The organism is Cohnella sp. GCM10020058, from assembly GCF_042683485.1.
Classification (GTDB): domain Bacteria; phylum Bacillota; class Bacilli; order Paenibacillales; family Paenibacillaceae; genus Cohnella.
In genome coordinates this window covers 386,244-409,079 of the sequence record NZ_JBHUJV010000001.1, presented here as the reverse complement: position 1 = coordinate 409,079, position 22,836 = coordinate 386,244, and the positions used below count along the sequence as shown (strand labels likewise).

Below are 22,836 nucleotides of genomic sequence, written 5' to 3'. Positions count from 1 at the left end.
GGAGCGATATAACGGCAAAAGGCACAAGCGGGGCCTCGCGGCCGCTCCGACGCGTGAACCCGTTTGTGCATTTTACGAATAATGGCGTGCTCGAATCACTTGGCAATGTTCTTCAAGAACGTCACGTTTTGCTGTCCTAGCGCTTCATGCAGCTCATCCGCGCCGACATGCTCCAGCGGAATTCCTCGATCCGCAGCGATCGAGGCCGCGACTCCGGCCGCCTGGCCGAGCGCATAACACGTCGCCTGGACCCGCATCGACGACATGGCTACATGCGTGGCCGATATCGAGCGTCCCGCTACGAGCAAGCCTTGTACGCCTTGCGGAATCAGACAGCGGTACGGAATGTCGTACCCTTTCACTTCCCGCTCGTCGGTGCCTGCCTTGCCGTCCGGATTGTGAATATCGATCTCGTAGTTCGTCTGCGCCACGACATCGTCGAATCTTCGGCTGGAGAGGATGTCCGCCTCGGTCAGCGTGTAATGACCGACAATCTGATTCGTCTCCCTGACGCCGACCTGCCCCGGAATATGGGAAAGCGCATAGTTCTCGAACCCGTTGCGCTGCAAAAAGTCGGCGACGGAGAAGGCCTGCCGCATCGCTTCCTTTTCCGCATAGCTGACGTCCTCGACTTTGGCCCCGTTCCCCTTTACCCGGGTCATGTTGACGAGCAGATTGCCCGGCTCGCTTTGCTCCCAATGAAGCAGTCTTCCTTGCGGCAATTCGGATACGTGCTCGTAATGATAACAGCCCTCCGGCAGCTGCCGTAAGACCGGCTGACCGGTATTTTGCATCATGAACATCAGCGTCATCGGTTGCGTCATCCCGTCGGCTTCGCGCCCCGAGGTGTAGTCGGCTCCCGCTTCGATCGCCACGCGCCCGTCTCCCGTGCAGTCGATGAACGCGTCCGCTTCAAACGCCAGCAGTCCTTCGCGCGAGTTCGCGATCACCGCCTTGACCTGTCCCCGCTCAGTGACGGTTCCCGCGCAGCTGACGTGGAACAGCACCCGAACGCCTTCCTTTTCGAGCTTCTCGTTCAAATAGTGCCGCAGACGGAACGGGTTGTACTGGGGCCAGATCGAACCTTTATGATCGTCCGGCACCGCCTGCTGCGGCAGCACCTCGGAGACGATCTCGCGATAAATGCCCGTCACGTTGCCGACGCCCATAAACACGCTTACATTTCCCAAGGTGCCCATCCCGCCCAGTTGACCGGATTGTTCGAGGAGCGTGACTCTTTTTCCCCGCCTTGCCGACGCGATCGCCGCAGCCACTCCCGCGGGACCGCCTCCTACGACCAATATATCCGCCTTTTCATAGACAGCCACTTTTTTCTCAAACGTATAATCATTCATTGGGCTAGCCTCCCTGCGCTCCTGGAATATCCTCTATTATCAGATGTTTCGGAAGCGGTCTACAGGGAAAATCCTATTATTTCAGGGCTGATGCTACTGAGATTTGCAAATCGATCGGCTAAAAAGCATATCGCTTTTCGATTATGATACTACCATTTATTTGAAAAGGATATATACGCGAATTCGTCGCATCGGTGGAAGGCCAATGACGACTAACGACGACCATCCACGATCGACCATTCACGGCCATCTACGACGCCCCTCTCGCCTGAACCGATGGGATAATGGAACGGCCCGCTAAAAAAAACAATCCCCCGGCTCCGGAAGAGCCGAGGGATTGCTTTTGCCGGCGAGCGTTACGCCGCGGAAATGTCATTATACTTCTTCGATGCCGACCCAGGCGCCGCGCTCGATCGACAGATCGACCGCTTCGAGCACCTCTTGGCAGCGCACGCCGTCCAGGAAGGTCGGCGCGAACGGCGAACCGGTCGCCATATGCTGCAGGAATTCGTATACGATGTGCACGAAGCCGTGCTCGTAGCCGATGATGTGACCTGTCGGCCACCAGTTGGCTGCGTATTTGTGCGAAGGATCGGTCGCCAGGATCGTGCGGAAGCCCGCCAGCTCGGGCTCGTCCTCGCGGAAGTAAACCTCAAGCTCGTTGAGACGCTCCAGATCCCAGCGCAGCGTGCCTTTGCTGCCGTGGATTTCGAACGTGTTATGGTTTTTGCGGCCTGCCGCGAAGCGCGTGGCGATGAATACGCCCATCGCGCCGTTCTTGAAGTCGGCCAGGAAGCCGGTGGCGTCGTCTACGGTCACTTCGCCCATCTCGGACGTGCCCGTGCCGGACAAGCCGGACGTGGACGACGGGATCGGGCGCTGCTTCACGAACGTGCGGCTGTGGCCGACGACGCGGTCGAACTCGCCGATCAGGAAGCGGGCGAGGTCAATGCTGTGCGCGTTCAGGTCGCCGTGCGTGCCGGAACCGGCAACTTCCTTCTTGAGGCGCCATGCGAGCGGCGCTTCAGGATCGACCAGCCAGTCCTGCAGGTAGGTCGCACGGTAGTGATGGATCTCGCCTAGCTTGCCGCTCTCGATGATCTGTTTGGCCAGCTGTACGGCCGGCAGGAAGCGGTAGTTGAAGCAGATGGCATGCTTGACGCCCGCTTTGTCGGCGGCGGCGAGCATTTCGCGCGCGTCGGCCAGGTTCAGCGCCAGCGGCTTTTCGCAGAAGACATGCTTGCCCGCCTCGATGGCAGCCAGCGCGATCTCCTTGTGCGCGTCGCTCGGCGCGTTGATGTCGATGAAGTCGATATCGTCGCGCGCAACCAGCTTGCGCCAGTCGGTCTCATAGCTTTCCCAGCCGAACTTGTCTGCAGCTTCCTTGACGCCCTGCTCGTCCCGTCCGCAGATCGCCTTCATGACGACCGGCGCTTCGAGATCGAAGAACATGCCGACGTCCTTGTACGCATGACTGTGGGCTTTGCCCATGAACTTGTAGCCGACCATGCCGACGTTCAACGTTTTTTTGCTTACGCCCACCACATTTCACCCGCGCTTTCCTTGAGAATGAGGCCGTTCAGGAAGCCCGCGGCTTTGGTGAAGCCTTCGTTCACGCTCATGATGCCGTCCTCGTGCTCGATGCTGATGACGCCGTCGTAGCCGACCAGACGCAGCGTGCTGACGAGGTTTTTCCAGAACTCGTCGTCATGGCCGTAGCCGACCGTGCGGAAGACGAACGAACGGTTCAAAATGTCGCCGTAGTGCTTCGTGTCGAGCACGCCGTTGAGCGCGGTGTTGCGCGCGTCAATCTTCGTGTCCTTGGCGTGCACGTGAAAGATCGAATCGCTGAGCGCCTTCACGCACTCGATCGGATCCATGCCCTGCCAGAACAGGTGGGACGGATCGAAGTTGACGCCGATATTGTCGCCGGCTTCGCGGCGGAGGCGCAGCGCGGTCTCGGTATTGTAGACGAGGAAGCCCGGGTGGGATTCGATCGCGACGCGCACGCCGTGCTTGCGGCAGAACGCGGATTGCTCTTTCCAATAAGGAATCGCGATTTCGTTCCACTGCCACTCGAGCACGGTGAGGAAGTCCGGCGGCCAAGGGCAGGTAACCCAGGACGGATATTTGGAATTCTCCGATTCGCCAGGGCAGCCGGAGAACGTGATGACGGTGTCGACGCCCAGTTTTTCAGCCAGTTGGACGGTAGCGACGAAGTCTTCGTGATCGGACTTGGCAACGCTTGCATCGGGGTGCAACGGATTGCCGTGCACGCTCAGCGCACTGATCGTCATGCCGCGGGAATCGACCGCATTTTTGATGCGCGCAATCGCGGCTTCGTCATTCAGCACTTCCCGCGCGTTAACGTGCGAGGTGCCGGGAAAACCGCCGCAGCCGAGTTCGACGGCTTCGAGACCGGCCGCTTTGGCCGTATCCAGCGCGGATTCGAGGTCCTGCTGGCCGAACAATACGAGAAATACTCCCAATTTCACGAGCGCTTCACCCAACCTTTCAAAATTAGAGGTCCATGCAGTCTTTGTTTATCCAGCAAACTTAGTTTACAGGAACGGTCGCCGGAAGTCATCTCCGTTTTGCGAGAAAACGGAGATGACTTCCGGCGACGCGGCGGAAATTCGTGTTAAAGCGGTAAAACTTCGTACAAAAACGAGCCAACTTTGCTTAAAACGAAGGCTTAAGCGAAAGAGATCGCTTGTCCCTTGTTCGCGGATTCGTAGATCGCTTCGAGAATCTGCTGTACCACGTAGCCTTGGCGGGCGGTGACGACTGGCGCTTGGTCGTTCAGGATCGCATCGATCCAGGCGCGCGCCTCGCGCTCGGCGGAGTCGCTTGGCATCGACGGATCGAACTGATTGCCGAGCAGAATCTCCTTGGTGTAAAGCTGACCATGCTCCTCGCCGTTGACGCGCAGGCCGCCCTTCATGTCAGCGCCGGCCTTGGAGCCGTGCAGCGTCACCTTGGCCTCGTCCACGTCGAGCGTGTTAAGCGCCCAGCTCGATTCGACCCATACGGTCGCGCCGCTTTTCATCGTGATCATCGCAAATGCCGAGTCCTCGACGGTGAACGCCTCCGGATTCCAGTTGCCCCAGGCGTTGGCCGGGCTGCCTTGTTCGGCGAGCTTGCGATAGGTCGTCCCGAGAACGGTCCTGGGCTCGTAGTTATCCATCATCCACAGCGCCAGATCGAGCGCATGCGTGCCGATGTCGATCAGCGGGCCTCCGCCCTGCTTCTCCAGATCGAGGAACACGCCCCAGGTCGGCACCGCGCGTCGGCGAATGGCATGCGCCTTGGCGAGATAGACCTCGCCGAGTTCGCCGCCGCGGCAGGCTGCGTACAGCCAGCGGCTGTCTGCGCGGTAGCGGTTCTGGTAGGCGATGCTCAGCTTCCGGCCGGTGCGCTCGGACACTTCAAGCATGCGCTGGGCGTCTGCGGACGTCTTGGCCATCGGCTTTTCGCAGAGCACGTGCTTGCCAGCTTCCATCGCGGCGATCGAGATCTCGGCATGCGTATCGTTGGGCGTACACACGTGCACGACATGGACGTCCGGATCGTGGAGCAGCGCCTGAACATTGTCGTAGACGCGCGCGTCCGGCGTACCGTACTTGTTCTTGGCGTCGTGCGCCCGCTCTTGGGATACGTCGAAAAAGGCGGTTATTTTAGCTTCGGGAATCTTGGCGAGTGACGGCAGATGCTTGCCGAAGGCGATGCCCCCGCAGCCGATCATGCCCACATGCACTTGACTCAAAAGGTTGTCCTCCTTGAATGTTCGCGCTGATAGAACTACAATTCAAGTATATCATTCATCTACCGGATTCCCATGTGCAATGGTGCGCGGTCGTTATGCGATTTTGGTCAGGGAGGCCACCCGGCATGCAGGCAAGACAGGAGAAAATCGAATACGAGAATCCGTTGCTATCGATCAAGGTATGGCAGGCGATGCGCCAGGCCGACCTGCTCTACGGCTGGCACCACCACCCGGAGTGCGAGCTGCTGCTCGTCCAGAGCGGGCGTCTCGACGTCGAAGTCAACGGCGAGACGCATGTCATGCGGGAAGGCGACGTTGTCGTGCTCGGCAGCTCGCAGCTTCACCGCGACCGCAGTTACGGAGACGCCCAGGTGCAGTATCTCGTGCTGCAGTTCGATCTCCAGGCCTTTTTCGACCAGAGCACGATTTCATATCTGCAGTACTTCAACGAGACGAAGGTCCCGCTAAGCGCCATGAACTACCTGTTCAAAGAAAACGCAGCCGCGAGACGCGAGGCGGCGACCTGCATCGCGGAGATCTACGAAGAAGCCAGGCGGAAGGAAGCCGGCTACGAGCTCGCGGTCAATCTGCTGATCAAAAAAATTCTGCTCGTCATGATTCGTCACGATAAAATGGGACTCCTCGCGGGCCAGGACCGCGTCGAACGCATCCGGCTCCGGCCCGTGCTCGACTACGTGGAGTCCGGCATCACCGGACGCGTCACCGTAGAGGATGCCTGCCGGCTGGCGAATATGAGCTATTATTATTTCGTGAAGTTTTTTAAAAAGTCGATGGGCATCTCGTTCACCGAATACGTCAACTTCCGCAAGATCAAGACCGCCGAGCAGCTGCTGCTCACCCGCGATCTCAGCGTCAGCGAGGTCGGAGACCGCATCGGCATGCCGAACATGGCGCATTTCTACAAGATGTTCAAGCGCTTCAACAACTGTTCGCCCAAGGAGTTCCAGCGCAAGATGCTGGCTTGGGGCAGATAATACCAAACCGTCAGGGAAGAAGAAGATGCCCTGACGGTTTTTTGGTGCCGACTGCGCTTCCGACAGAAGCTCCGATTCGTTGCCAAGCGGTGCGGAAGCGGCGTTAATGCCCGATTGCGCTTAACGGCTTAGAGTTGCACGGTTTTTCCATGTAACTCTAAGCCCCTTTCCATTTTTAATCCTCGTCCTCGTATACGCGCACGCGTTTCTGCTTCATGCCGCCAGGCGCCGACTTGCCGCCGCGCGCTCCCGCCTCCTTGGCGAGCCGTTTGCCGGCGCGCTGCTCCTTCTGCGCGAGACGCGCCAGCTCCCGCTCGGTCTTGCGGTAGTTCGCGTAGCGTGCCGAATCGAGCTCGCCGCCGCTCAGCGCCTCCCGCACGGCGCAGCCCTGCTCGGCCTCGTGCCTGCAATCGCGGAAACGGCATGACGACGCCAGCGCTTCGATATCGGAGAACGTCGCTTGCCAGCCGTCCTCCGATTCCCAGAGCTGCAGCTCCCGCATGCCCGGCGTGTCGAGCCAGACGACGCCCGAGGGCAGCACGAACAATTCGCGGTGCGTCGTCGTATGACGGCCTCGGGCGTCGTCCTCGCGAATGCCTTGCACCGCTTGCCGGCGTTCGCCCGCCAGCCAGTTGAGCAGCGTGGACTTTCCTACGCCGGACGATCCCGTCGCGCCTACCGTCGTGCCCGGCGTCAGATACGGAGCCAGCGCTTCCCGTCCCTGGTCCAGCAGCGCGCTGACCGGGAAGACCGGCACCTCCGGCGCAATCGTGCTTGCTTCCCGGACATACCGTTCCGGCTCCTCGCACAGATCCGCCTTGGTCAGCAGCAGCACCGGCTTCGCGCCGCCATCGCGCACGGCGATCAGATAGCGTTCGATGCGGCGCAGATTCCAATCCTCGTTCAGCGAGACAACGATAAACACCGTATCGAGATTCGCGCCGATGATCTGCTCGTCCGGACGGCTGCCCGCCGCCCGCCGCAAGATCGCCGTCCGTCTCGGCAGCAGCGCGTGGACGACGGCGTGCGAATCGCCGTCCGGCAGCTCGGCGGCCACCCAGTCTCCGACAGCCGGATAATCCCCCGGCGTCGCCGCCGTATAAGCAAACTTGCCGGACACCTCGGCCAGCCGATCCCCCCAAGGCGTCGCGATGCGGTACTGATGGCTGAACTGGGCGACAATTCGCGCGGGCGCCAGCTTTTTGCCCGTCGACTGCAGCGCCGCATATTCCTGGTCCCGCTGCTCGTTCCAACCGTAAATCTCCATTTCAGGCCAAGCGGTTTTTGCTTGTTCGTTCATTCGTTCGGTAACTCCTTTGAAGTTTAATTTTTTTTGATCCAACGATAAACAATCTAAAAAACACAAAAAGCCGCAGGTCCCCCTGCGGCCGGACGGATTCCCTCCCTCTAAGCACGACCAAGCGCGACGACAACCGTCGTGTTCATGCTGCCCACACAGTCAAAGACCGCTCGAGCGAAGGGTTTCCGTGCACAACAAAAAAACCGCGGGGACCTGTCGGTCTCCGCGGCAGCCGGCCATGATGGCCGAAAAAGGCTTAGTCTCCCAAGCCGGCTCCGTTCGAGACCGATGCATACGCGACGGACGACAGCACAATCGACGCTACGCTCAACATATAACATCAGCCTCCTTCATTTAGATGGTTCACATTATAAGCATTCCAGCAACAAAATGTCAATCGGAAACTCATGCTTGGACGCCAGACTGGGCCAGGGTTGCCCAGCCTTCGCGGTCCAGATCCCTTCTGACGATCGTCATCCGCCCCAGCCCGTACGCGCGCTCCGCCAATATGGGATTCGGCGACGCTTCAAGCTCGGGCACATCGTCAATGAAGCGGCTGTCCAGCCAGCCAAGCGCCTCAAGGAAAATCGCCGGAACCTTGCTTAAATAGACGTTGTCGCGGTTGCGCCGGAAAAGGTCGGAGGTGGCCACCAGATGGCCGCCGTTCTTGACGAAGGCGATTAGCGCCTTCTCCAGCGCCTCGTCGTGCAGCATTTGCAGCGGCAGCAGCAGCGTGCGGACGCCGTCGATCGCCGCCGGTTCGAAAAGGACGCTGACCGAAGAAGTCTCGCTGAAGACGCTGCCGTAAACGGTTCGGTGAACGTATTTGAAATAGTCGACCGGATCGGCTTTCGAGATCTGGTAGGCCCAGGCGCATTCAAAGTCATAATACACGCCGATGCCGGAGTCTTGTACCCGCAGCGGTTCCGGCGAGGCTTCGCGGGAGTCCGCCCAGCGTTTGACCGCGCCGTAGCCCGGCAGCGGGTCCCCGGTGACGGCCAGCAGCGCCCCCTTTGCCGTTTCCTGCTCCTGCCCCCATGGAAACACGCGGAACTTGAACAGGCTGAACCATTCGCAGCCCCGCGAGCGCATCAGGTCCATCTCGGCCGACAGCGCCGTGCTTCCCGTGCCGTACTCCATCACCCAGAACGGGCGGTTCAGCAGCGACCGGCAGGCGTCCGCGTAGAAGGCGATCTCCTCCTTGTCGCTGCTGTAAATATCGATGCCGACGACGTCGCTGCAAGCGAACAGCTTCGCCCAGTCCACGTTGTCTCCCCAGTTGAACATAAAGGCGTTTGTCGTGATCGGCGCCTTCGAATAGCGGCGGAGCGTCTCGACCTGGCTGCGGTGGAAATCCGTCATGACCTTGGAGGAGAACCGTCGGAACGCCAGCTCCAGGCTCGGGTGCGGCCACATCATGACATCGCAGTCGATCGGCGCAGGCAGCTGGATCTGATCGAACCGCTGATACGTTTGCGACCAGAACGCGGTGCCCCAGCGCTCGTTAAGGACGCTTATGTCCCCGAACACCGCTTCCAAATAAGCCTGGAATCCTTTTCTGGACATGTCGCCGTAGTCGTATTTCGTCTCGCCGCCAAACTCGTTGTCGATCTGCCAGCCGATGACTGCCGGATCGCCGCCGTAGCGCTTGCCCATCTCTTCTACGATCCGCAGCGAGTATCTCTTATAGGCGTCCGAGCTGTAGCACCGCTGCTGCCTGGCGCCATGGGCGATCGTCCTGCCGCTCTTGCCTACGGGCAGCACGTCCGGGTAACGCTCGGTGAGCCAGACCGGAGGCGTCGCGGTCGGCGTGCACAGCATGACCGACAGCCCGTGCGCCTCGGCCGCCCGGATGCTGTCGTCCAGCCAGCCCCAATCGTAAACGCCGTCCTCCGGTTCCATCTTCGCCCAGGCGAACTCCGCGATGCGGATGCATGCGATGCCCGCCTCCCGCATCAGCCGGAAGTCCCTCGCCCATTCCTCCTGCGGATGATAATCCGGGTAATACGCGGTCGCCAGCTTCACGCCGTCGCTCCCTCCTCTACGCTGCATTCATATTCGAAAACCGGACCACTGGGCACGTGCCGGGTGCCGTCGGGCAGCACGACGACGACCGGAACGCCTTCCGGCGCTTCGCCGCTCAGCGCGAACCGCGTTCCTCCGTTCGTTTCGTTCAGCTTCCACGAAACTTTAACGAGACCCGCAGGCGTCTTCGCCTCGCCGCTCGCCCAGGTCAGTCCGCCCGTGCGCGGCGCGATCCGGACGGTGCGATAACCCGGCTCCTCCGGCTGAACGCCGAGCGTCTCGGCGACGTATTCGTACAACGGCAGCGCGCCCCAGCCGTGGCAATCGCTGCGCTGCTGAACGGGGTCCTCGACCCAGGCGGTCAGATGCAGGCCGACCTGCTCCCGCCATGGCTGCCAGAAGGCGTCGGCATAACCGTACAGCCCCGTCTTGGCTGCCGCCCGGAACAAATAATGCGCCATCGAGAACGACGCCTTCGGCAGATCGTTCCGCGCCAGCATCCGCGCCAGCAATTCGCGGGCTTCCCCGCCTTGAACGGCGTCCGCCAGGACGGCCCAGATCTGCGTATGCTGGCTGAACTGCGCGACCTGCGGGCCGTCCCGGTACAACTGCTCCGCTTCGTCCAAGCAAGACCGTCGCACGGCAACGAGCACCGCCTCCGCGCGCTGCCGGTACTCGGCCGCCGTGTCGCCGCGGCCCGACCATGCATTCAGATCCGCCGCTTCGCGAAGCGCGGACGCGTACATCAGGTTGTAGACGGTGAGCGGTCCCTGCAGCTTGGCAGGCGGAGCTCCGGCAGTCGCGTTCCACGCCGTCACCCAGTCGACAAACGACCAATAGGCTTCGGGCATAGGTCCGACCAGGCCGTCTTTTCCGATCCGCCGGTCGAACCAGCCGAGAATCGCGTCCGCCGTCGACAGGTATCTGCGTACGAGCGCTGTGTCGCCGAAGTGACGGTAATGATCGTGCACCATCATGACCCAGTAAAGCGCGAAGCCGGGAATAAACTGCCCGTTCACCGAGGGATACCGGCTTTGAATCAGGCCCGAGGGCGTCAGCGAGCTGTGAAAATCGTGAATCGTCTTGCGCGCCAGCCGATCGTCTGCACTGACAGCGTAGGTAAACAGCGCCTGCGACTTGGCATCCATAACGTACTGCATTTGCTCATAATAAGGCGTGTCCTCGTACGTATCCTGCATGCAGCGGCGCAGCGTGTTCAGGCTGATGTTCCATAGCTCGCCGGACAATGGATCGGACGTCTCCACCTGCGAGACGGCGTCCAATGGATACCCCGTCTCCGCGTAGCTAAGGTCAACGATCGTGAGCGGTGCGTCTGCGGCCTGCACGGACAAGCGCACGAAGCGAAACGCCCGCCTTCCCATGGGCTCGTAGACCTCCGGATCATCCGGCGTACCGGCGCCGACAGGCAGGTACACATCCTCGTTGCCGCGCAGCACCTTGTCCGCGGGATCGTCGCGCACGCCCCGGCGGTTGCCGCCGTGGTCCGCGGGATTCTCGTATTCGTACGCTTCCGAATACAGCAGCGAGATCCGCGCCCCCGCGCCCCCGGCGACAGCCAGCCGCACGTAGCCGGTCGTCATCAATCCGGCATCGAGCTCCGCCCAGGCGGAATGACCCGGCGCCAGCTTAAGCGGAAACGGCAGCGCCTCCGCAGCGTCGCCTCCGGATGCCGCGCCATCCGGTACGCCTTGTGCTGCCTGTAAATCCTCGCTTCGTATCACGCGCGCGAACGCCCTCGGCGTCTCGCGCATGCGCGGAATCGGATTTGCGGCCAGCTGCCAGGGGCTGACCTGGCCGTATAACCGGTCAAGCGGCTCCGTCGCGACCGGCCGCTCCCAGGACGCGTCGTCGAAGCCCGCCTCCCGCCAGCCCGCCGGCAGCATGTCGCCGCGCACTTCCTCCGTGCCGCCGACGAACAGCGTCCCGATCTCCGGTCCGATTCGGACGGCCCGCAGCGGCAGCGCCCTCCAGTGGTCGTCCGAGTCGAGCCGCGTCAACTCCCTGCCGGCTTCATCCTCCAGCGCGCCCTGAATCCACAAGCCGCCATAATCCGCCCGCCCTTCGGACGCCGGACCGACCTCCGCGCCCGGCACGCTCGCCAGGCGGGGATAATGCACAACCTCCGCCGCGAGCACGTTGGCGCCCGGCACCAGCTTATCGCCCACGTCGAGCGTATCGTAATACTGCGCCCAGGCGTCGCCTTTGATCGGCCCCCTCGCGATCAGGTTGCCGTTCAGATAAAGCCGGAACTTGCTGTCCGCGGACACGTCCAGCTTAAGTCCGGCCCCTTCCTCCGGCACCTGGAACTCGCGCCGGAACAGCGCCCGCTGCTGACGCGTTCCCCCTTCCGAATCTTCGCGCAACGACTCGGGCCAGATCCAGCACGCCCGCCATTCTCTCAGTTCCTCCATAAGTTCGCCTCTTTTCCGCAGGCGCGGCGACTTCCGTCATCCCGCACCTGCCCGATATTCGCCCGCGCTCACCCCGGTGAAGGCTTTAAAGCGCTTGTAAAACCAATCCAGTTCCGTATAGCCGACGCTTGACGCAATCTCGTAAACTTTTAAATCCGTCTCTCGCAGCATGCGCTTGGCATGCGCCATCCGGACCTGCAGCAGATAATCGTTAAAAGACAGGCCGGTGACGGACTTAAATAGCTTGCCAAGATGATTCGGGTTCAGAAACACCCGATCCGCAATGCTCCTTAAGCTGAGATTCTCGCCGTAATGCGCTTCGATCATCGCCTTCGCCTCCGCGATCACCCGGTTCGGCTTGACGGCGCGCATCCGCGCCAGCTGCTCGAGCACGCCGATATATTTGCCTTCGGCGAACCGAAGCAGCTCGTCCGCGGACCTGGACGTCATGACGCGTCCATAATCGCCGATCTCGCGCGCGAACAGCGGGCTCGGATCGGCGCCTTGCTCCTTCAGCAGTTGGTGCAGCTGAACAAGCGCGTACAAAATCGCCGTCCGCATCGCGCCGGCACTCAGGCCGCTGTGCGGCAGCGACCGGCGCAAGCTCGCGAGCGCCTGCTCCGTCGCCGCGCGATCCTGGCTGCGCACCGCCGCGAGCACGCGCTCGAGCTGCGCCATGAACGCTCCGACGGGCTCCGCCTGAAGCGCGCCCGCCGCGCCGGTATCCGCCGCCGCACCGTTCATGCCTTCCGCCGGCGGCTCCAGCCGACGCAGCACCGCGGCGCCGCCTTGCAAAAACTTGGCGGCCAACGCTTCCTCGGCCGCGGCGAAGGACTCGGCCGCGCGCACCGGATCCGCCACCGCGTGCCCGACGCCCACGCTCACCGTCTCCTTCGCGTAGAGCGCGACCGATTCGGCGATGCGAGCCGCCAGCGACTCCGCCACTCGATCCGCTTCCACCACCCGGAGCACGATGCCATATCGGTCCTCGCCCGCCTCGAACAGCGAACCGGCGCCCATGCAGACCTCTTCGGCGATATTTTGCACGGCAAACCGCTTCAGGGCGATGTCCCGCTCCGACAACGCCACACCGCCGCCGAAGACGAAGTCCATCTCGATCAGCAGACAGGCGTACAAGCCGCCCCGCTCCTGCCAGGGCAGCAGATCGCGCAGCGCCTCCAGCTCATCCGCGTCGGCCTGCCCCTGCGTCCAACGTCGCAGCAGCAGCTCCCGCTGCAGCGACTCGCCGAGATGCTGCCGGCGGTCCTGCATGCTTCGGGCGGCGAGCTCCGACGAGACGAGGCGGAGCAGCGCCTCCAGGTCGTCCTCGTCGACCGGCTTCAGCAAATAGTCCTTGACGCCCATCTTCATGCCCTGGCGCGCATACTCGAAATCGTCGTAGCCGCTCAAGATTACGACGGCCGCATCGGAAAATTCGCGCAGTCGCTCCACGAACGCAAGACCGTTCATGACCGGCATCCGGATGTCGGTCAGCACGAGCGAGATCGGCTGCGCCTTCATGACCGCGAGCGCCTCTGCTCCGTCGGCCGCCTCCGCGGCGATTTGATAGCCGAGCGATTTCCAGTCGATCAGATAGCGGAGCGACTGCCGGGCGAGCGGCTCGTCGTCTACGATCAATACGCTATACATCACGCTCCTCCTCCCTGTGCGTTAGCGGAATGACCAGGCGCACAATGACGCCTCCCCCCGGCGCGGACTCGATTGCGAGACCGTTTTCGTCGCCGTATCTAGCTTTAAGCCTCGCATGAACGTTGCGCAGACCGATATGCGAGTCGCTGCTCAGCGCATCCTCCGTGAGAGAGCGCTCCACCTCGGCCAATCGCTCCGGCGTCATCCCGAGGCCGTCGTCGCCCACGACGAGCCGCAGCGCGCCGGAGACGATCTCGCCCTCGATCCACACCCGGCACTCGTCAGGACTGAGCTCAATGCCGTGCGTAATCGCATTTTCGACGAGCGGCTGCAGGCTGAGCTTCGGCAATCGTGCGTCCCTTGCTTCGTCGGGCACGTCGATCCGGTACGTGAACTTGTGGCCGAACCGGTACTGCTGAATCTGCAAGTAGCTGTCGACAAACTCCAGCTCTTCGGACAACGCGACCGTCTGGCCGCCGCTCTTCAGCATCATGCGGAACGACTTCGCAAGCAGGCCGACGACCTTCGCGGTATCCCGCTCGCCGACGATCAGCAGCTTGCCGCGGATCATATTGAGCACGTTGAACAGGAAATGCGGGTTGATCTGCGTCTGCAGCGCATACAGCTCGACCTCCTTCGTCCGCAGCTCCTGCCCCTTGCGGTCGATCTCGGACTGGTATACCTCCTGGATCAGCGTCCCCACCCGGCGGACCATGACGTTGAACATTTCGCCGAGCTGTGCGACCTCGTCCTTCCCCCTCACCTCGACGAAGCTCTGGAAGTTATCCTTATGGATCCGCTTCATCTTGGACGCGAGCTCCGACAGGCGGCGGGTCATGCCGACGGAGATGGCGGAGATCAGCAAGCCGGAGATGACGAAGGCGATCAGAAACAACAGAATCGCAAGCGACCGAAGCTGCTCGAGCTTGGGCTGCAGCTGAGTCACCGGGATAAAGGCGAGCACCTTCATGCCCTTGACAACGTTGCGGGAGCTAAGCGACCGGTACACGATCTCATAGAGCTCCCCGTCCATTTCGTAACGGAAGCTGCCGTCCATACCCTCGATTTTCGAAAAGAAGGGCAAGTCCTGAAGCTTGGCGAGCGGCTTCGGCCGGCTTCGATCGCTATCCATCATGACCGTGCCGTCCGCCATGGCGAACAGATACCGCTTGCTCTTGCCCTCCTCGTTGATAAGGTCGTAGAGCACCTGCTGCTTGATCTCGAGGGATACGATCTTGAGCGAATCGTTCATGTAGTTGTTGAGTCGCTTGCGGTAGCTGATGACGGCCTGATTTTCCCCGATGAGCGCATACGGACCGGTCCAGTAGCCGCCGGACCTGCCGCCTATGACCTTCGGGTACCAGTCCGACTTTTTGACGTCGTCGTCGATGAGCAAAATGTCTCCGAACAGGAACGTGTCGTTCGTCGTGTACAGATTGAGATGAGCGACGTCGCGCGTCGTGCGCACGGCAGAGATAAAGGGCTGATAATATTCGGCGTAGTCGTCGTATGCATCCTTGTAATCGTCGTACCGCGTTTCCAGAATGCTGTCGATCGTATTGTTCAGAAAAAGCGTGTTCGGAATCAATTCGTAGGATTCGAGCTTGTTGTCGAGATTGTTGGCTACCTGTGACAGCGACAGGGAAGCATTCTCGATGACCCGCTCGTAGACGAGCGCGCTGCTTCGCTGCACGAGCACATAGGTCACCGATCCGAGCAGAAACAGAACGATGAACAGGTTGGCGAGAATGAGCTTGGTCCGAATTTTCATGCGTCGCCGCCCCCGGCATACCGGGCTTTTGCAAGCCCTTTCTTTGTAAAGATAATACTCCTTGCCTGTCTTGCCAGACAAGGAGTATATCCTGCTTTTTAGGCTGCAGCTCGCCATTGAATCGCGACAGGCGCCGCTTCGTTAACGGGTCAGAAGGTCATCCCCCGATCGTGCTCTCGTACGTCGCGTTAAAATCCGCCCACAGCTGCGTATACGCTTTGTTCATGTCGTCGAGTCCGCTCTTCTGGATCGAACCGACCATTGTCGACCAGGCGCCCTCGAACTCGTCGTCGCTCTTGCTCATGACGATCTTCGGCAAGTTTTTGCGCCATGCGTCGTCGATCTTCTGCTGCTGCACCTTGACGGTCTCCGGCGGCGTGAGCTGCCACAGATAGCCCGGCACGAAGTTGACCGGCGGCAGGAAGTCCGCCCAGACCTGCTTGCCGTATGCGGCCAGCGTCGCCTTCGTCGTGTCGTCGTACGTCTGCACGACGGAATCCTTGGTGAGCGGCGTCGCGTAGTCGCCGTCGGCAAGCTTGGCGCCGTTGCCGATGCCGAACCAGGGCGCTCCGCCCGTACCCGTACTCTTGAAGCCGCGCTTGTAGTCCACGTCGGGATCCGAGCTGCGCTGCGCGAGCAGGCCGTCCGCCACCGTTCTCTTGCCGCCTTGCACCGTATAATCTTCGCCTTCGATGCCCCACTGCGTCAGCACTTGCCCTTCGTCGGAGAACAGATAGTCGATGAACTGAATGATGCGCTCCGGATGTTTGGCGCCAGCGCTGATCGTCCAGGAAAGCCCCCCGCCGGCCGTCGGGGTCATCGCGTTGGAGTGGTCCTCGACGCTCTCGTTCGCATAGATCGGCAGATGCGCATACGTGCTGCCCGGCTTGCCTGCGGCGCGGAGCGCCTTCTCCGAGTCTCCGAGGAACCAGCCCGGCGCATAAGCGGCGATCACGCGGCCTTGCGAGATTTTGCCCTGAATGCTGTCCAGCGAGAACGCTTCCTTGTCGAACAGGCCGTCGCGGTAAAGCTTGTTAAGGAATTTATAATAGCTCTTGGCATCCTCGGTCACAGGAATGTAGTTGACGTCCCCGTTGTCCTGTACCTTGAAGTTGCCGTTGTCCGGCCAGCCGTTGGAGCTCACGATCGGATTGTTGAAGGAAATGTTCATCGTATAGCTCAGCATCGCGGCTGCGAAGCCGATCGTGTCCTTGCCTTCGATCTTCGGATGCTTTTCCTTGTAAGCCTTGATAAGTTCGTATAGCTGGTCGAGCGTCTTGACCTGCGGGTAACCGGCCTCCTTCAGCACATCCTGCTGGATGATGAAGCTGCCCGTTGCGTCCGGCGAGGCCTCCTGGCTGGCATTGACGTTATAAAGGGCGTAGATTTTGCCGTCCTTGTCCTTCAGCAGGTTGTAATACTTGCCGAACTTCTCCTTGATATGCGGACCGTATTGATCGATCAGATCGCCTAGCGGGATGATCGCGCCGGCGTCCTTGTACTTTTGCGTGTACTTGGGATCGAGCGAGATAATGTCCGGATAATCGTTCGAAGCGAGCCACAGATCCCACTTTTGAAACTGGTCGCCAACGGTCAGGTCGTATTTCAAGCTGACGCCGGTTTTTTCGGTCAGCTTCTTCGTGATCGGCGATTCCCAGTTAAGCTTGTCGTCGGTCGTGTTGATCGTGTAGGTGACCGGCGTCAGATCCTGCGTCGGCGCGGCGCTGGCTGAGCCTGAGCTGGCCGAGGCTGAGCCGGACGCGGCAGCCGTGCTCGAAGCGGGAGCGCTTTCAGATTGGCTGGCGGAAGGCGAAGCGCCCTCGTTGTCATTGCCCGAGCAGCCGGTGGCGAGACCTGCGAGCAGGACCGCCGAGGCGCCGAGCGCGAAGCCGTATTTCCGTTTGACCATTTTCATAGGACACCCTCTCAATCTATGTTTGAAATGATATATCAACGGAAGGGTTCTCCCGTATGATACCGCTATTCTTTCATAGCGCCAATCGTAATTCCTTTGACGAAGTACTTCTGCAGAAACGGGTATACGAACAGGATCGGCAGCGTGACCACCATCGTGATCGCCGCCCGGATCGATTCCGGATTGTTGCGGATCGCCTGGACGTTGGCATGCCCGTTATCGCTGACGATCTCGTTGGCCGACTGGATCAGCACCTTCTGAAGCGTGTACTGCAGCAGGCTTAGGTTATGATTGCGGCTGGCGTACAAATAATTGTCGAACCAGGAGTTCCAGTGCATGACCGCGATAAAAAGGGCGATCGTGGACAGCACCGGCAGGCTGATCTGGAGCACGATGCGGAACAATACCTGAAAGTCGCTCGCGCCGTCTATTTTCGCCGATTCCGTGATGCCGTCGGGAAGCTGCTCGAAGTAGCTTCGCATGATGATGACGTTGTAGACGCTGATGAGCAAAGGCAAAATGTACACCGCAAAGTGATTCATCAGATGCAGGTTGCGGATGAGCAGGTAGGTCGGGATGAGGCCGCCGTTGACGTACATCGTGAGGACGAGAACGATATTCAGCTGTTTGCGGAGAAAAAATTCCTTGCGGCTGAGCGCATAAGCGAGGAGCGTCGTACAGAACAGTCCAAGCGCCGTGCCGAGCACCGTCCGGATGACCGAGCGCACGCCCGCCATCAGAAGGCCGTTCTCGCGGAAGATAATCTCATAGTTCAGCAGCGTCCACTTCCGCGGCAGGAAGTAGATGCCGCCGCGCATCGTGTCGAGCGTGTCGTTCAGCGAGATCGCGAGCAGGTTGAGAAACGGAAACACCGTGGCGAATCCGAGCAATGCGAGGAAAACGTAATTAATCGTACTGAATGCGTAGTCGCCGCGGGCGCGGTTCATGCGTTCGCATCTCCTTCCTTGCCGCCGGCCGCAGTTAGAACAGCCGGCTTTGATTGGTCTTGCGGGCCAGGTAGTTGACGCCCAGCACCATCAGCACGCTGACGACGGATTTGAACATGCTGATCGCCACGCCGTACGAATAATCGCCGATTTGCTGCGAATACCGGAGCGCATACAGATCGAGTACCTCCGAATAGTCGATCGTCATCGCGTTGCCGAGCAGGAACTGCGACTCGTACCCGCTCTGGATAATCCAGCCTACCGAGATGATGAGCAGCAGGATCGCCGTCGGCATCAGCCCGGGAATCGAGATATAGCGCATTTTCGCCCAGCGGCTCGCGCCGTCCACTTCCGCTGCCTCGTAATGCTCCGGATTAAGCCCGCCCAGTATGGCCAGATAGATAATCGTGTTCCACCCGACTTCCTTCCACAGGTTGGCAATCGTATGAATAAGCCAGAACAGCTTCGGGTTGGACATAAAGTAGTAAGGGTCGTTCAGTACGCCTAGCTGGACGAGCATCTGGTTGAGCGTTCCACCGTCCGGGGACAACAGCTGCGTGACGATGTTGGCGATGACCACCCAGGAGACGAAGTGGGGGATGTACGTGATTGTCTGGATCGTCCGTTTGAAAAATCGCGCCCTAACCTCGTTCAGCAGCAGCGCGAGCGCGATGGCGCCTGCGAACGAGACGATCAGATTGAGCACGCCCATGACGAGCGTATTGCGGAGCACGTGGTAAAATTGCTGGTCCTTGAACAGCAGCTTGAAGTTGTCCAGCCCCGCGAACGGACTGTGCAGGATGCCTTTTCCCAGCGTGTACTTCTGAAACGCCATAATCCAGCCCCACAGCGGGACGTAGGAAAACAAAATGACGATCAGTACGAACGGAATGGACATGACCAGCAATTGATGCTGGTTGGCGATCATTGCGCCCAAGCTTTGCTTGCGCCGGATTGCCTCCGCCTGAGACGGGACAAGGCTTTTCGCGATATCGGCCATCTCTTGATCCCTCTCTCTTGCCTGATCTGTCTGCTGCTTATAATCTGATTATGCGCTGGGTTGCATGAGCCAACAACCCGCTTGATCCGCTTCCTTCACCCCTCAAACGAAAGGCCGGATCAACTTGGGCAGCAAGTCGGACCGCTAGCGGACCGGCCGCTCGTAGACTCGAATACCATTAGCTTCAAGCAGAATTTCTCCTTCCTCCATGACGCCAGCGATCAGCTCGTCCAAGGGCTCGGCAAGCGCGAGTTGCGCCGGCTGCTCGTTGTGGTTGAGAACGAAAATATACTCTTTTACGCCGTTTCTTCTGCGCGCGATCTCTACGCCTGCCGGCGCCGCAATTCCATCGATCGGCATCACGCCGGCTCCCCCGCAGATCCGATCCATCAGCGCCGTCATCAGTGCCGGCGTCGGCTCCGTGGCCAAGTAATAGGCGGTTCCGCTCCCGTACGCATGCCGGGTAGCCGCAGGCGTGTCCGCGAAAAAATCGTCCGCGTACCAGGCAATTGCCTCAGCGCCTTCAAGCGCGAGAATGTCGTACCAAACGCGTCCCGCGAAGCCTTCCGGCGCGACCTCCCCTTGTTCGAGCGTGACAGCGCGCGCGTCCGCTTGCCGCAGCGATCCGTAATCGGTCACGCGAAGTCCGAGCAGTTCTCTGTACGCGCCAGGAATCGTCCGCTCCTCCATCCGATTGTCGGGTTGCTTGATGCCCGCCCGGAAGTCCAGCACGATTGTGCCGCCCGCTTTTGCATATTCATAGATTGACTCGGCCGCAGCCGGGTGCGTCAGCATGTCGTGCGGCGCGACGACAAGACGATAGGATCCGAGCGGCGCGTCCGGTGCCACAAGGTCTGCCGGTATATGCCTTTCGTAAAAGTATCTGCAATACGTCTTGAAGTGCGCCATATATCGATGGCCAAAAGACTGCGGCTGGATATCCATCGCCCATTCGTTGTCATGCGACCGCAGGATGGCGACCTCCGCGCCAGAGCCTGCGCCAAGCCATCTGCCGGATAGCCGCTGCAGCTCTGCTCCCGTTTGTTTGGCTTCTTCATATCTTCGTCCCGGAATACCGTCATGGGGCAGCAAGCCGTGCCAGTACTGCTCGGCCCCAAACAAGCACGTCCGCCACCGGAAATAAACAATGGCGTCCGCGCCGTGCGCAACGGCCTGGTAAGTCCACCTTCGCAGTTCGCCGGGCTTCGGCATTGCAAAGATGAAGTTTCCACCGGGCGAGCCGCTCTGCTGCTCCATGACCCAAAACGGCTGACGCTTCAGCCCCCGGGTCATGTCGTGCTGAATGGCCGGGTTAAGCGGATCCGCTTTCTCGTCGAAGTGCAGATTCGGATAGTTGTCCCAGGACGCAAAGTCCAGCTGCGCTGCCAGCTTGTACGCGTCAACCTCCGCAAAGTAGCCCATGAAGTTGTGCGTGATCGGTTTGTCCGGCGACTCTCGCCGCAGGATGTCGACCTGGATCTGCTGGTACTCGGCGACCGAGTCGGACGCGAAGCGCATATAGTCCAGATGAAGTCCGGGATTATGCATCGGGAACACCGTATACGCCGGCAATACGATCTCTCCCCAAGCATTGTAGACATGGCTCCAGAATACCGTTCCCCACGCTTCGTTCAACGTGCCGATATCGCCGTACTTATTTTTCAGCCACCTTTGAAAAGCCATGCGGCAATTATCGCAGTAGCATCGAATCGTGTCCGTGCAGCCGAACTCATTGTCGATCTGCCAGGCGACGATATTGTCGTGTCTGCCGTACCGCTTCGCCATTCGCTCCACGATATTCGCGCTGAGTTGCCGATATCCCGCATGGTTGTAGCAATAATGACGGCGGTTGCCGAAGCCCCTCGCCTGACCCTTATCGTCCCTCATGTACAAATCCGGATTGCGGTCCATGAGCCACTTGGGCGGCGTCGCGGTAGGCGTTCCAAGCACCGCCCGAATGCCATGCGCCTCCAGCAAGCCGATGATCTCGTCCAGCCACGACCAATCGTATTCGCCAGGGAGCGGCTCCATTTTCGACCACGCAAACTCCGCGATCCGTACGACATTGACGCCAGCCTCCTGCATAAGCGCCACATCCGTCGTCCAACGCGCCTTCGGCCAATGCTCCGGATAATAACAAACGCCATATAACATGGCACACCCTCCCTCCGGTACCTTCTATTATCCGACCACGACGCCGCAGCGGACACCGGTGGAATCAGAGGAATTAGCCCGCCAAGTTAGGGAGGATGCTGAAGCCCATTATTAATTCCATTTTTTTACACCCGCGCGATTGCACCCTCTATTTTCGCTCTTCCTCCCACTATCCCATCTAATCAGCCAGCCAGTTTCTCAGCTTCACCCCATTATCCCAATGCGTCAGCTAACCAATTTCTGCGCTGCATTCCACTATCCCAACGCTTCAGCTGGCCAGTTTCCGCGCTTCGTTCCACTACCCCAACGCTTCAGCCCTGCCGGCCGGTTTCAAAGCTTCGTTCCATTATCCCATCAACTCAGCCGTCATTATTTTGTTAGTACATGCCAATATACCGATCATTTTAATGGAATTTTTATGAAAATATGCGCTAAAAACACTTGAAAAGAGAACAAATGTTCTATATTATAGTAAAAAAGGGCTCCGGGAGGCACATCATGACAGTTGAAGCTGATACTTATGAGCAGTTTTGCCTGCGTTTCTCATCGGATGCTGCATGTGCTCGAGCGCTTTTTGCGCTTCGCTGGCCCGATGGATTTCGCTGTCCGGCATGCCGTTGCAGTAGCTTCTCTCTCATACGAACACGTCGGCTTCCGCTGTATCAGTGCACCTCGTGCCGTCGTCAGACCTCCATTATTTCCGGCACCATCATGGAAGGAAGCCGTACGCCGCTGCCTCGTTGGTTCCAGGCTATGTTCCTGCTCTCTCAGCCGGGCGGTCTCAGCGCGCTCCGCCTTTCCGATATAATTACGGTTACTTATAAGACGGCTTGGCACATCGCTCAAAAGATTAGATTTGCAATCCAATCCGCTGAAGCTTCGAACCTTATTGAATCTGATTTTAGGCTTGACGCATTTTATTATGGTTCGCCAATTTATCAAGACGCCCGGCAGCCAGTGCTGATCGGCGCCTCCTTGAACGAGCAAGATAAGCCGGACCGCGTCGTGCTACATCAACCGGAGCCGGCGCATGTCGACCCGGTTAACAGGAGAGTTCTAGCAACGGGTTACCATGCATTCGCTCGCAAGCACGCCGTGCCGCATGCCGTTCCTACGAGCGATCGCTTTGGCAAGATGCATGCCGCTTTGTTCCCGATTGCGAAGATGGTTTGCGCTTGGCTAAACGATACCTTCAATGGCATTGGGGCCAAGCATCTGCAGGCGTATCTAGACGAGTTTGCGTTCCGTTTGAACAAGCAATTGCAATCCGCTTCCACACTGCCCGTCTTGATGCGTTGGTGTGCGGTGACACGCGCTATCCAATACAAGGAGCTTATAAAGCCAAAGCCCATACTTGTCGTGCCATGGATTTACTTTGGAAGCAGATCGCGGTGGAAGGGTCATCATATGAGCAGATGGGGAGCTTGAACAGTTAGAACTTTCGATTTTTAATACTTGTAAACTTTCTGTATTCTTACTCCAGCCTAGCTGACGCAATGGGATAATGGAATGAATTAGAAAAAATG

15 protein-coding genes are annotated in these 22,836 nt (G+C 59.7%); 2 read left to right on the top strand and 13 right to left on the bottom strand.

All coding sequences use genetic code 11. The features are described 5' to 3' along the window. Positions 1 to 95: 95 nt before the first annotated feature. The 4 genes from ACFSR7_RS01705 to ACFSR7_RS01690 form a co-directional block, all read right to left on the bottom strand. Positions 96 to 1,355, bottom strand: coding sequence for an FAD-dependent oxidoreductase (locus ACFSR7_RS01705; RefSeq protein ID WP_378158643.1), 1,260 nt, complete (start codon positions 1,353 to 1,355; stop codon positions 96 to 98). A gap of 375 nt (positions 1,356 to 1,730) precedes the next feature. Further along, the gene (locus tag ACFSR7_RS01700; RefSeq protein ID WP_378159056.1) at positions 1,731 to 2,864 is read right to left on the bottom strand and encodes a Gfo/Idh/MocA family protein; all 1,134 of its coding nucleotides are present in this window, start codon (positions 2,862 to 2,864) and stop codon (positions 1,731 to 1,733) included. A 23-nt stretch (positions 2,865 to 2,887) separates the two neighbouring features. Then, positions 2,888 to 3,850 carry a sugar phosphate isomerase/epimerase family protein gene (locus ACFSR7_RS01695; protein ID WP_378122640.1) on the bottom strand — a complete coding sequence of 321 codons (963 nt, stop codon included), beginning with the start codon at positions 3,848 to 3,850 and terminating at the stop codon, positions 2,888 to 2,890. Positions 3,851 to 4,050: 200 nt separating this feature from the next. Next, entirely contained in the window at positions 4,051 to 5,121 is a 1,071-nt protein-coding gene (locus ACFSR7_RS01690; RefSeq protein ID WP_378158642.1) for a Gfo/Idh/MocA family protein, read from the bottom strand. Positions 5,122 to 5,246: 125 nt separating this feature from the next. Here ACFSR7_RS01690 and ACFSR7_RS01685 point away from each other — a divergent pair, with 125 nt between their 5' ends. Beyond that, on the top strand, positions 5,247 to 6,116 hold the full coding sequence (locus tag ACFSR7_RS01685) for an AraC family transcriptional regulator (protein ID WP_378158640.1): 870 nt from the start codon (positions 5,247 to 5,249) through the stop codon (positions 6,114 to 6,116). 175 nt (positions 6,117 to 6,291) lie between these two features. On the opposite strand, the gene rsgA is transcribed toward ACFSR7_RS01685, so the two are convergent. The 9 genes from rsgA to ACFSR7_RS01640 form a co-directional block, all read right to left on the bottom strand. Continuing rightward, positions 6,292 to 7,416, bottom strand: coding sequence for a ribosome small subunit-dependent GTPase A (gene rsgA / locus ACFSR7_RS01680; protein WP_378158639.1), 1,125 nt, complete (start codon positions 7,414 to 7,416; stop codon positions 6,292 to 6,294). 405 nt (positions 7,417 to 7,821) lie between these two features. Then, a complete protein-coding gene (locus ACFSR7_RS01675) occupies positions 7,822 to 9,441 on the bottom strand; it encodes a beta-galactosidase (RefSeq protein WP_378158638.1) in 1,620 nt (539 codons plus the stop codon). Next, positions 9,438 to 11,873 (bottom strand): alpha-L-rhamnosidase-related protein, encoded by a 2,436-nt coding sequence (locus ACFSR7_RS01670; RefSeq protein ID WP_378158637.1) that lies wholly within the window; start codon positions 11,871 to 11,873, stop codon positions 9,438 to 9,440. Before ACFSR7_RS01670 ends, ACFSR7_RS01675 begins: the two co-directional genes overlap by 4 nt. 36 nt (positions 11,874 to 11,909) lie before the next feature. Next, positions 11,910 to 13,523 (bottom strand): response regulator, encoded by a 1,614-nt coding sequence (locus tag ACFSR7_RS01665; RefSeq protein WP_378158636.1) that lies wholly within the window; start codon positions 13,521 to 13,523, stop codon positions 11,910 to 11,912. Continuing rightward, positions 13,516 to 15,294, bottom strand: a complete 1,779-nt coding sequence (locus ACFSR7_RS01660; protein WP_378158635.1) for a sensor histidine kinase — start codon at positions 15,292 to 15,294, stop codon at positions 13,516 to 13,518. The genes ACFSR7_RS01665 and ACFSR7_RS01660 overlap by 8 nt, the downstream gene beginning before the upstream one ends. 157 nt (positions 15,295 to 15,451) lie before the next feature. Next, entirely contained in the window at positions 15,452 to 17,209 is a 1,758-nt protein-coding gene (locus ACFSR7_RS01655; RefSeq protein WP_378158634.1) for an extracellular solute-binding protein, read from the bottom strand. Positions 17,210 to 17,274: 65 nt separating this feature from the next. Continuing rightward, complete coding sequence (locus tag ACFSR7_RS01650) at positions 17,275 to 18,156, bottom strand: carbohydrate ABC transporter permease (RefSeq protein WP_378158633.1); 882 nt, start codon at positions 18,154 to 18,156, stop codon at positions 17,275 to 17,277. Between the two features lie 34 nt (positions 18,157 to 18,190). Continuing rightward, positions 18,191 to 19,156 (bottom strand): ABC transporter permease, encoded by a 966-nt coding sequence (locus ACFSR7_RS01645; protein WP_378158631.1) that lies wholly within the window; start codon positions 19,154 to 19,156, stop codon positions 18,191 to 18,193. 144 nt (positions 19,157 to 19,300) lie between these two features. Further along, on the bottom strand, positions 19,301 to 21,310 hold the full coding sequence (locus tag ACFSR7_RS01640) for a beta-galactosidase (RefSeq protein WP_378158630.1): 2,010 nt from the start codon (positions 21,308 to 21,310) through the stop codon (positions 19,301 to 19,303). A gap of 498 nt (positions 21,311 to 21,808) precedes the next feature. Between ACFSR7_RS01640 and ACFSR7_RS01635 the strand changes: the two genes are divergently transcribed. Continuing rightward, entirely contained in the window at positions 21,809 to 22,738 is a 930-nt protein-coding gene (locus tag ACFSR7_RS01635) for a transposase (RefSeq protein ID WP_378158629.1), read from the top strand. Positions 22,739 to 22,836: the final 98 nt, after the last annotated feature.